This window comes from Prauserella salsuginis (assembly GCF_024648885.1).
Classification (GTDB): Bacteria; Actinomycetota; Actinomycetes; order Mycobacteriales; family Pseudonocardiaceae; genus Prauserella; species Prauserella salsuginis.
This window is the reverse complement of record NZ_JANBBF010000015.1, coordinates 186,568-198,884: the sequence shown is the minus strand read 5'-3', so window position 1 is coordinate 198,884 and position 12,317 is coordinate 186,568. Positions and strand designations below refer to the sequence as shown.

Annotated in this window: 3 protein-coding genes; all 3 read left to right on the top strand. The window is 73.1% G+C overall.

Going from position 1 to position 12,317, the window contains the following annotated elements; genetic code table 11:
* The first annotated feature begins 16 nt into the window (after positions 1–16).
* From LY40_RS24995 to LY40_RS24985, 3 genes are read left to right on the top strand one after another with little or no spacing between them, the layout of a single operon-like run.
* The gene (locus LY40_RS24995) at positions 17–946 is read left to right on the top strand and encodes a FecCD family ABC transporter permease (RefSeq protein WP_372497783.1); all 930 of its coding nucleotides are present in this window, start codon (positions 17–19) and stop codon (positions 944–946) included.
* Entirely contained in the window at positions 943–1,716 is a 774-nt protein-coding gene (locus LY40_RS24990; RefSeq protein WP_183779326.1) for an ABC transporter ATP-binding protein, read from the top strand. The genes LY40_RS24995 and LY40_RS24990 overlap by 4 nt, the downstream gene beginning before the upstream one ends.
* A 58-nt stretch (positions 1,717–1,774) precedes the next feature.
* Complete coding sequence (locus tag LY40_RS24985; RefSeq protein ID WP_372497778.1) at positions 1,775–12,316, top strand: non-ribosomal peptide synthetase; 10,542 nt, start codon at positions 1,775–1,777, stop codon at positions 12,314–12,316.
* Position 12,317 lies beyond the last annotated feature (1 nt).

The following is a 12,317-nucleotide window of genomic DNA, read 5'->3' as shown; positions in this document are numbered from 1 at the left end:
CGGCTGTGTCGTGGCGATGCTCGGACTCGGCTTCGTCGGCCTGTCGTACGGCACGAGCTGGGCCACGCCCGGTGAGGTGTTCGGTGCGCTGACGGGGCTGGAGCCGTCCGTGGTGATCGCCGAGTGGCGCGCGCCCCGCGTGGTGGCCGGGATCCTGTTCGGCGCCGCGCTCGGTGTGGCCGGCGCGATCTTCCAGAATCTGACGCGCAACCCGATGGGCAGTCCGGACATCATCGGTCTGGACGCCGGTGCCTACACCGGCACGCTGCTGGTCATGACCGTGTTCGCGGGCACGTCGGTCACCGTCGCGTTCGGGGCGGTCGCCGGCGGGCTGGTGACCGCGGCGCTGGTGTACTCGCTGTCGCGGTCGAACGGACTGTCCGGCATGCGCCTTGTCGTCATCGGCATCGCCGTCAACGCCATGGTCACGGCGCTGAACAACTGGCTCGTGCTGCGCGCGGAACTCGAGGTCGCGATGGCCGCGGTCGGCTGGAACTCGGGCTCGCTCAACGGCATCGACTGGGAAGACCTGATCGTGCCGCTGGCCGTCATCGCGGTGCTGTTGGTCGTCATCGGTCTCCGGGCTTCGGCCTTGCAGCAGTCGGCGCTGGGCGACTCGATCGCCGTGTCGACCGGTGTGCCGCTGGAACGGCAGCGGCTGCTGATGGTGCTGGTCGGCGTCGGCTGCACGGCGACCGTGACCGCGGTGGCGGGCCCCGTCATGTTCGTGGCACTGGCCGCACCGCAGATCGGCCGCCGACTCGCGAGGGCGCCCGGTATTCCGCTGCTGCCCGCCGCGCTGACCGGCGCGGTGCTGCTGCAGCTGGCCGACATCATCGCGCAGATGCTGCTCGCCCCCGTGTCCCTGCCCGTCGGCGTCGTCACGACGGCGATCGGCGGCGGTTACCTGATCTGGCTGCTCGCCCAGGAGGTGAGGCGGAGATGACCACTCGACTGTCCGCCCAGGACGTGACCCTGAGCTACGGCGAACGGGTCGTGTCGACCCGGCTCAGCCTCGACGTCCCCGACGGTGCGTTCACCGCGGTCGTCGGGCCGAACGGCTGCGGGAAGTCGACGTTGCTGCGGGCGTTCGTCCGGCTGCTGAAGCCCGGTGAGGGCACGGTGTCGCTGGATTCGCGTTCCGTGTCGGACTTCCCGGCGAAGGCCCTCGCACGCGAACTGGCGTTCCTGCCGCAGGACCCGCTCGCGCCGGAGGGCATCACGGTGCGCCAGCTCGTCGCGCGCGGCCGGTATCCGCACCAGTCGCTGCTGGCGTTGTGGACCACGGCCGACGAGCAGGCGGTGGCCGAGGCCATGGTCACCGCAGAGGTGGAGGACTTCGCCGACCGGCCGGTGGCGGAACTGTCGGGCGGGCAGCGCCAGCGCGTGTGGGTGGCGATGGTGCTGGCGCAGGACACGCCGTACCTGCTGCTCGACGAACCGACGTCCTTTTTGGACATCACGCACCAGTATCGGCTGCTGGCGCTGCTGTCGCGGCTGCGGGACGAGGGCCGCACGGTGATCGCGGTGCTGCACGACATCAACCAGGCGTGCCGGTACGCCGATCATCTCGTCGCGATGAAGGACGGCCGGATCGCCGCGGAGGGCACGGCCGCCGACGTCGTCGACGCGGCACTGATCAAGGACGTGTTCGACCTGCCGAGCGTGATCGTCGCCGACCCGGTGAGCGGCACGCCGATGGTCGTGCCCGAGTAGCCGCAGCCGCCGACCGGCCGCACCGGCCGGTTCTGCCCAAGGCGTTCGTGAGGAGCGAGTGTTGTCACCGTCGGAACACGCGGAATCCGCGGCACCTGCCGCCGAGCTGTTCGAGTTGACCAGTGCGCAGCTGGGCATCTGGAACGCCCAGCGCCTCGAACCGGATTCGCCGTACTACGTCGTCGGTGACGTGGTGCAGCTCAGCGGTGAGGACCCGGTGGACGTCGCGCTGCTGGCCGAGGCGATGACCGGCACCGTCGGCGACGCCGAGTCGCTGCGGCTGCGGCTCGCCGACACCACCGACGGGCCGCGGCAGTGGATCAGCGACGAACCGGTGCCCGCACCGCGGGTGGTCGACGTCAGCGGTGCGGCCGATCCGCGGGCCGCAGCGGAGGAGCTCGTGGCGGCGGAGCGGTCCGCGCTTGCCGAATCGTCGCGTGGCATGACCGGCCGCCCGCTGTACACCCAGACGGTCATCACGCTGTCCGCCACGGACGTCTGGTACACGCAGCTGGGGCACCACCTCGTGTTCGACGGGTACAGCGCGGCGATGCTGGCCCGGCGCACCGCCGCCCGGTACACGGCGCTGGTGCGGGGCGAGGAGCCGCCGAAATGCCCGTTCAGCCCGTTCGCCGATGTCGTCGCCGCCGACCGTGACTACCTGGCGAGCGAACGGCCCGAGGCCGACCGCGCGTACTGGGTCGACCGGATGACGCCGTTGCCGGACCTTCCCGAGTGGACCGCTCCCGGTTCGGGCCTCGCGGACACCGTGTCGGCGAGCGCGGAGCTGCCTGCCGAGGACATGGCAGAGCTGCGCGCGTGTGCGGACCGGGAGGGCGTCACGTGGGGCGACGCCCTCCTGGCCTGCTACGCCGTGTTCCTGCACCGCGCGCTAGGCCGCACCGATGTGGTGTTCGCGCTGCCGCTGATGTGCCGCACCAGCGGGGCGGAACTGCGCACGCCGAGCATGGCGGTGAACGTGCTGCCGTTGCGGCTGGAGGTGCGAGGCGGCGACACCCTCGGAGTCGTCGCGCGGCGCGTGGCCGAGGCGATGGCCGAACTGCGTGCCCACCAGCGCTACCGCGGGGAGAACCTGCCGCGCGACCTGGCGGCTCCGGGGGCGGGGGCGATCCTGCACGGGGCCGGCGTGAACCTGAAGGCGTTCGACCTGACCCTGGATTTCGCCGGTTCGCAGGGCGTGATGCGCAACGTCGCGGGCGGACCGCCGGAGGACATGGGGCTGAGCGTGCTGCCGAGTCGCGGCGGTGGGTTGTTGCTCGGCTTCGAAGTGGACGCCCGCACTCACACGCAGTCCGATGTGGATGCACGGCTCGACGCGGTACGGTCGATCGTCCGGCAGCTGTCCGCCGATCCGGATGGGACGGCGGAGGGCACGGCGGGACGCGTCTCGCTGCTGCCCGGCGAGACCCGCGCCGCGGTGCTCGAGGCCTGGACACCGGCCGCGATCCCGGGAGAACCGGCTGCGGTGCCGGACGTCCTGGCTGCGCTGGCGACGTCCCGCGGCGGCGAGACGGCGCTGGTCTGCGGCGGCGAACGGGTCACCTACGCCGAGCTGGCAGGCAGGGTGCACCGACTCGCGCGTGCGTTGCGGGCGCGCGGCGCGGGTCCCGACGACGTGGTGGCGGTCGCCCTGCCGCGGTCGGCCGACCTCGTCGTGGCGCTGCTGGCCGTGCTCGACGCGGGGGCGGGGTTCCTGCCGCTCGACCTCGACCACCCCGACGAGCGCCTGCGTCTGCTGTGCGACGACGCGCGGCCCGCGCTGGCGATCACCGACCCCGCGCTCGGCCGTGACCTCGGCGCCGTGCCCACCCTGGCGGTCGCGGACGCGTCCGGTTGCGACGACCGTCCACTGTCGTCCGGCGAACTCGCCCGCGAACGCAGGCCCGACGACCTCGCCTACGTCATCTACACGTCCGGCTCGACCGGAACGCCCAAGGGGGTGCTCGTGCCCTCGGCCGGCCTGCGCGCGCTGCTGCACCATCAGCGCGCGACCGTCGTGGCCGACACCCAACGCAGGGCCGGCCGCAGGCTGCGCGTCGCGCACACGTACTCGTTCGCGTTCGACTCCGCCCTCGACCAGCTGCTGTGGCTGCTGTGCGGGCACGAACTGCACCTCTACGACACCCACGTCACCAAGGACGCCGACGCGCTGCTGGCCGCCTGCGAACGCGACGTGATCGACGTCGTCGACACCACGCCGTCGCTCGCCGCACCGCTGCTCGACGCCGGCCTGCTCACCGGCGCGCACCGGCCGTCGCTGCTCGTGCTCGGCGGTGAGGCGACACCGCCCGCGCTGTGGCGGCGCATCGCCGAATCCGATGTGGCCGGACGGAACATCTACGGCCCCACCGAGGCGACCGTCGACGCGGCCTACGCCGACATCGTCGGCGACACCCCGGTGATCGGTAAACCCTTGGCGGGGATGCGCGCGTACCTGCTGGACAACGCCCTGCAGCCGGTCGCACCGGGCGCGGTGGGGGAGCTGTACCTCGCGGGGTCGCAGCTCGCGCGCGGCTACCTCGGTCGGTTCGCAGGAACCGCTGAACGCTTCGTGGCCGATCCGTACGGGCCCGCAGGCGGCCGGATGTACCGCACCGGCGACCTCGCCCGGTGGACCCCCGAGTGCGGCTTCGACTATCTGGGCCGCGCCGACGGCCAGGTGAAGATCCGCGGCCACCGGGTCGAGGTCGGCGAGGTCGAGGCGGAACTCGGCGCACTGCCCGGGGTGAGCGGCGCCGCCGCGATGGTCCGCCGCGACACGACGACGCCGCGGCTCGTCGGGTACGTCGTGCCCGAACGCGGCGCGGCCCCGACCCCCGACGGGATCCGCGACGGCCTCGCCGAGCGGCTGCCGGACCACCTGGTGCCGTCGGCCGTCGTCGTGCTCGACGAGCTGCCGCTCACCGTGGGCGGCAAGGTCGACCGTGCCGCCCTGCCCGCGCCGCGCGTCGCGACGTCGGGCAGGTCGGCGTCGACCGAACGCGAACGGTTGCTGTGCGCCGTCGTCGCCGAGGTGTTCGACCTGGCGGCCGACGACGTGAGCCCGGACGACGACTTCTTCGGCCTCGGCGGCGACAGCATCAGCGCGATCAGCGTCAGCAGCCGCCTCCGCGGCCACGGGTTCGAGCTGCGCCCGCGCGACCTGCTGGCCCGGCGCGACCTCGCCTCGCTGGCGACGCGCATGTCGGCCTCCGGCGACGAGGCCGCGCCCGCCATCCCCGATGAACCGGTCGGCACGCTGCCCGCACCGCCGATCGCCCGCGGCCTGCTCGACCCGCATCCCGACCCGGCCGCCTTCGCGGGCTACGCGCAGTGGACGGTCGTCACGACTGCCGCGCCGCTGGCACCCTCGAGCGTGGTCACCGGCCTCGGTGTCGTCCTGGACACGCACGCCGCGCTGCGGCTGCGGTTGACCGGCCGCCGGGAACTCGAGGTACGGCCCGTCACGGATGTCTCCGCCGAGGGCATGGTGTCGGCCGAACCGGCCGGCGCCGATCCGGCCGACGTGGCCGAACGCCTCGCGGCCGAGCTGGACCCGGTCGCCGGCGACGTACTGCGGCTGGCCCTCGTCGGCGACGACCGGCTCGTGATCGTCGCCCATCACCTCGTCATGGACGGTGTGTCCTGGCGAGTGTTGCTGCCGGACCTGCGGGCCGCCTGCCGCGGCGACGCGCTGGCCCCCGTGGGAACGTCGTGGCGTGCGCATGCGCTGGCGCTGGCCGAACAGGGTGGCTCGGGAGAGCGCCGCGGCGAACTGGACCACTGGCGCGACGCGGCCGATCCGGAGATCCGGCCGCTCGGCCTGTCTGAACTCGATCCCGCACAGGACACGGCCGCGACGGCCCGCCGTGACGTCACCGTCCTCAGTGCACGGTCGTCGGCCGCCGCGTTGACGGCGCTGCCCGCGGCGTACCGCACCGGAACCGACGAGGTGCTGCTCGCGGCACTGGCCCTGGCGCTGCGGGTCGTGCGGTCGGCGGGCGCGCAGGCGCGTCCGCGCCGCGACGCGTTCGGGATCACGGTCGAGAGCCACGGCCGCGAACCGCTCGCTCCCGGGGCGGACCTCTCGCGCACAGTCGGCTGGTTCACCGGCGAGTTCCCGGTGCGCGTTCCCGTCGAGACACTGCGGACCGGCGCGGAACTGCGCGATGCCCTAGCAGGCGGCGAAGCCGCCGGACGACTGTTGCGCGCGGTCAAGGAGGCTCGCCGCGCCGTGCCCGGCGGCGGCCTCGGCTACGGCATCCTGCGCCACCTCGACGACGGCGCCGAACTCGCCCCGGAACCACCGGAGGTCCTGCTCAACTACCTCGGCAGGTTCGCCGCACCCGACGGCGGCGACTGGCGCCTGCCCGAACGCGAGGCCTTCGGCGTCCTCGAGCCCGAGGACAAGGCGCTCGAGCAGGTCCTCGCGCTGAACTGTTTCGTCCACGAGCACGCCCCCGACGGTGACGCTGCCGACGGTGGCGCTGCCGACGGTGACGGCGGCCCGCGGCTCGCCGTCGAATGGACCGCCGCGGGCAGGCTCGTCGACGCCGACCTCCTCGCCGAACTGCAGCGGGCCTGGACCGAGGCGCTCGATGCGCTCGCCGCCCACGCCGAACGCATCGGCCCCCACGGTGGTGGGCTCACGCCGTCCGACCTGCCGCTCGTGTCGCTGACCCAGGCCGACATCGACGCGCTCGAACAGGCGCGTCCCGTGTCGGACGTGCTGCCCGCGACGGCGTTGCAGGCCGGGCTCTCGTTCCACACGATGGCCGCGGGCGACACCGACGCGGACGTCTACGTCGTGCAGGCCGTGCTCACCCTCACCGGAGAGCTGGACCGGCAGCGGCTCGCCGACGCCGCGGCGGAACTGCTGCGCAGGCAGCCCGCCCTGCGCACGCACCTCGCCACGACCTCGGCGGGTGAGGTCGTGCAGGTCGTGCCCGCCGAGGTCGACCTGGACTGGCAGCACGTCGACATGTCCACAGTGGACTCAGGCGACGGCGATGTGGAGGCGCTGTTCGCCGAGCGGTGCCGCGAGGAGCTGGCGCGCCCGTTCGACCCCGAGGTGCCGCCGCTGATCCGGTTCCGCCTCTTCCGGTTCGGCCCGGCCGAGCACCGGCTCGTGCTCACCAACCACCACGCGCTGCTCGACGGCTGGTCGATGCCGCTCACCGGGCGGACCCTGCTTGGCCTGTACCGCGAACTCGGCGGCGGACCTGCCGTCGCGCCGTCGGCGTCGCTGCAGGACTACCACCACTGGCTGGCGAGCAGGGACCGCAACGCCGCGCTCGACGCATGGCGCGACGCGCTGTCCGGTGTGGACGAGGCGACCCTGCTGGCTCCCGCCACCGCGCGGCGGGAGACCGCTCGGCCGCAGCACGTCACGCTCGATCTGGGGGAGGAGTTCAGCAGGCGGCTGAGCGCCTTCGCCCGGGACCGCGGCGTCACCGTCGCCACCGTGCTGCAGACGGCGTGGGGACTGCTGCTCGGGAGACTGACCCGCAGGCGCGACGTCGTGTTCGGCTGCCCGGTGTCGGGCAGGCCCGCCGAGGTGGACGGCGTCGAATCGATGATCGGCCAGCTCGGCAACACGATTCCCGTGCGGGTGCGCTACCGCCCGGACCAGCGGGCGGCCGAGCTGCTGGAGACCGTCCACGACGAGTCCGTCGCGCTCGCCGAGCACCACCATCTCGGCCTGCCCGACATCCAGCGCGCAGTCGGCGTGGGCGAACTGTTCGACACGATGCTGGTGATGGAGAACTTCCCGTTCAACGGCGCGGGCCTCGCCGTTGACGAGTCCGTCGCGCTGGCCGACGTCGACATCACCGACGCGACGCACTATCCGCTCACCGTCATCGCGCTGCCCGGCGATCCGCTGCGGCTCGTGCTCAGCTACCAGCCGCACGCGCTGCCCGCCGACACCGTGCGCGGGTACTCCCGGTGGCTGCACACGCTGCTGACCGAACTGGTCGCCGCACCCGACCGGCCAGTCGGCAGGCTGCCGATGCTCGACGCCGGCGAAACGGCCGCGGTGCTGCACCGGGGCACGTCACACCACCCCGCGACACCGCGCGACGGGGTGCTGGAGACGTTCGCCTCGTGGGTGGCCCGCACCCCCGACGCCGAGGCGCTTGTGTGCCGCGACCGCAGCCTGACCTACGCCGAACTGGACCGGCAGGCCAACCGCCTCGCCCACCGCCTGCTGGAGGCGGGAGCGGGGCCGGAGACGCCCGTCGGCATGCTGCTGGGCCGGGACGTCGAGATGATCGTCGCGCTGCTGGGGATCCTCAAGGCGGGTGCGGTGTACCTGCCCCTCGACCCGGACTACCCGAGCGACCGGTTGGCCTACATGATCGGCGATGCGCGGCCGGCCGCGTTCGTCACCGACGCCGACGCGCTGGCCAAGCTCGGCGGGGAGGTCCCCGGTGACGGCGTCGTGGTGCGCATGGACACCCCGAACGCGCAGACCGCCGGCCGCGACGACGACCCGGCGGGCGCCCGCGCGTCGCTGACGCCGGACTCGCTGGCCTACATCATCTACACGTCCGGCACGACGGGTAAGCCCAAGGGTGTGGCCGTGACTCACCGCGGCATCCCGGATCTGATCGCGCTGCAGGAGGAGGTCGTCGGGGTCACCGAACGCGACCGCTACCTGCACTTCGCCTCGACCAGCTTCGACGTCGCGTTCTGGCAGACGATGGTGCCGCTGGCCTCCGGCGGAACTCTCGTCGTCGCGCCGGAGGAGGTGCGCGTGCCCGGCGACGAGCTGCTCGACTACATCGCCGAGCACCGGCTGACCGGCGTCAACCTGCTGCCGTCGTTCCTGTCGGCCGTGCCCGAGGACCGCACGGTGCCCGACGACGTCTTCTTCGTGGTCGGCGCCGAACGCCTCGACCCGGAACTCGCCGACCGCTGGGGCAAGGGCAGGCGCGCGCTGTTCAACGCCTACGGGCCGACCGAGGTCACCATCAACTCGGTCACCTGGCACTACGAACCGGGCGAGACCGGCGCCGTCCCCATCGGACGGCCCGACCCTAACGTGCGTGCCTACGTGCTCGACGACGGCCTGCAGCCCGTCGGCACCGGCGTGCCCGGCGAGCTGTACCTGGCGGGGCCGAAGCTCGCCCGCGGTTATCTCGGCAGGCCGGGACAGACGTCGCAGGCGTTCGTGGCCGATCCGCACGGCGAACCGGGATCGCGGATGTACCGCACCGGTGACGTCGTGTACTGGCGCCCCGACGGGCAACTGGTGTTCCTCGGCCGCGCGGACCGGCAGGTCAAGGTGCGCGGATTCCGGATCGAGCTCGCCGAGATCGAGACGGCGCTGACGCGGCACCCCGACGTGCGCGGATGCGCCGTCGTCGTGCGCGGCGGCAGGCAGCTCGTCGGGTACGTGATCCCCGCAGAGGGTGCGGAGTTCGATCCGCTGCGGCTGCGGGAGGACCTGCTCGGCGAGCTGCCCGACTACATGGTTCCGGCCGCGTTCGTGCGGCTCGACCGGTTGCCGCTCACGCCGGGCGGGAAGCTCGACGAGCACGCATTGCCCGCACCCGACCACGCCGGCGGAGGCGCGGGACGGGAACCGTCGACCCACGCCGAGGAGGTCCTGCTGGGCATCGTCCGGGACGTGCTGGGCGCGGGCGACATCCGCCTCGACGACCACTTCCTCGAGGTCGGCGGTGACAGCATCGTCTCGCTGCAGGTCGTGTCCCGCGCGCGCAGGCAGGGCCTGCGGCTCGGGCCGCGGGACGTGCTCGACGGCGGGACCGTCGCGGGCATCGCCGCGCGCTGCAACGCCGCCGTGGACGGCGCCGGCACCGGACCGTCCACAGGGGATGCCCCGTTGACGCCGGTCATGCGCGACCTGCTCGACCGCGCACCCGAGCCGGGCGATTTCTGCCAGTGGACCGAGATCTGCGTGCCAGCGGGCGGCGACATCGCCACGTGGTCGCGAACGGTGGACGCGCTGCTGCGGACCCACGACGTGCTGCGGGCACACCTCGCAGCGGAAGTCGACGGCACGGTGCCGGGGAACCGGGTGCTGCGGATTCCCGAACCGGACGCCGTCACCTCGGCGGACGTGCTCACCCGCGTCACCGCCACCGGAGACGTGCGCGGTCTCGTGGACGGCTGGATCGCCGACGTGCGGGAGCAGTTCGACGTCGACCACCCACCGCTGGTGCGGGTGCTGTGGGTCGATCGTGGCCCCGCCGAGCTGGGCAGGCTCGTGATCGTGGCACACCACCTGCTCGTCGACGGCGTGTCGTGGCGGGTCATCCTCGACGACCTCGCCGACGCCCACGACGGCAGGGAGCTCGTCAAGCCGACGCCGTTCCTGGGCTGGGCACGTGCACTGGACTCGGCCGCCGAGGCGAGGTCGGGCGAACTGCCGCACTGGCGCGGCGTCGGGCGGAACCCGCAGAAACGGCTCACCCGCGCCCGGTTCGACCCGGTGCGGGACACTGCCGCCACGGCCGTGCACCACGAGTTCTCACTGGACCCCGAGACGAGCAGGACCCTGCTGACCAGTCTGCCCGCCGCCTACCACGCGACGCCCGACACCGTCCTGCTGACCGCGCTCACCAGGGCGATCGCCCGATGGCGGGACCGCGAACCGGACCTGTACGTCGCCTTGGAAGGGCACGGCAGGCACGCGCCGGACCCGGCCGGGGAGTTCGACCTGTCGCGCACGGTCGGCTGGTTCACCGCCGTCCACCCGGCGCGGATCACGCTGCCGGAGGATGATCCCGCCGCGCAGCTGAAGGCCGTCAAGGAACAGCTCCGCGCCCAGGGCGACGGTCTCGGCCACGGAATTCTCGCCGCGGCAGGGCAGGTGAGCCCGGTGCGGCCGGACGTCAGCTGGAACTACCTCGGCCAGTTCACGTCGCCGCCCGAGAGTGAGCGCGCGTGGCAGGTGCCGCCGGGGTCGGCGCCGTTCGGTTCCGGCGGCGACACGATCCCCATGCCACACAGTCTGCTGTTCAACGCGATGACCACCGGCGGCGATGACGGCCAGGAGCTGCACGTGCGGGTGAGCTGGCCACGGGCCGTGCTGACCGATGCCGACGTCGCCGGGCTGGTGGAGACGTTCCGGGAGGAGCTCACCGCGTTGGCCGCAGATGAGGACGCGCGGGCGGGCGGGGGCCGCACGCCGTCCGACTTCGAGCTCGTCTCCCTCACCCAGTCCGATGTGGAGGCTCTCGAGCGGCGGTACCGCGTGGCCGACGTGCTGCCGCTGAGCCCGTTGCAGGAACTGATGCTGCAGCACTCACGGCGGGTGCCCACGGGCGAGCGCGATCCGTACACGGTGCAGGCGGCGTTCTCGCTGACCGGTCGAGTCGATGTCGACGCGCTCCACGCCGCGGCCTGCGACCTGCTGCGGCGGCATCCGAACCTCGGCGCCGCGTTCCCGCCGGGGCTCGACGTCGCGGTCCTGTCCGCCGACGCGGCACCGGATCGCCGCTATGTCGACTCCTCGACCGAGGCCGACGTCGACGCCGCGGTCGAACGGGTGCTGGCCGCGGACCTGGCGGAACCGTTCGACCTGGCCGAGGGGTCGGCGGTGCGGCTGACCGTCGTCCGCCGGGCCGCCGACCTGGTCGAACTCGTCCTGACCACGCATCACGTGCTGTCGGACGGCTGGTCGGCCCCTCGCATGCTCGGGGAGATCTTCACCGCCTACACCGCGCGGACCGCGGGCCCGGAGACGGTCGAGCAGTCGGAACCGGTGCCGTTCACGCGGTACCTGCGGTGGCTGTCCGAACGCGACCGCGCCGCCGACGTCGCAGCATGGGCGGGCGAGCTCGCGTCGGTGGACCGGTACGACAGGGCGCTGCCCGACACCCCGGCCTCCGGTGAGGCCGCCGGGGACGTGGCTGCCGCGGCGGCGGCAGCGATGCCGGAACCGGTCACGTTCGACCTCGAACCGCAGTTGGTGCGCGATCTGGCGGCGACGGCAGCCGCTCGCGGAATCACGCCGGCGACCCTGGTCCAGGGCGCGTGGGCGGCCGTGCTGACGGCGCGAAGCGGGCGCAAGGACGTGCACTTCGGAACGATGGTGTCCGGCAGGCCGCCCGAGGTGGACGGTGTCGAGGAGATCATCGGCCTGCTGGCGAACACCGTGCCGGTGCGCGCGAACCTCACCGGCTCGCTCGACGGCGTGCTGCGCGACCTGCAGGATCGGCAGCAGGCGATGGCCGAACACCACACGGTGTCGCTGCCCGCACTCGAACGGTCGGTGGGAGTGAAACGGCTCTTCGACAGCCTGTTGGTGTTCGAGAACTACCCGGTCGACCCGGACCGGCTGGCCGAACCCGCACCCGGCCTGCGGCTCACGGGTATGCGGTTCCGCGAGTTCACCCACCACCCCGTGACGGTCACCGTGATGCCGGAGGGCGCCGGCTGGCGCGGCATCGTCGCGTGCCGGCCGGGCATGGTGGCCGAGTCGGCGGGAACCCTCGCCGCCGCATTCGAACAGGTGCTGCGGGCGCTGCCGGACCTGCTCACCGGTGACGGTGCCGCGGCCGAAGCCCCGGCCGGCGCCGAGGCGGCGGTGCGGCTCGCGAGGCGGTCCCTGCGGGCGGGTCCGGAGTGAC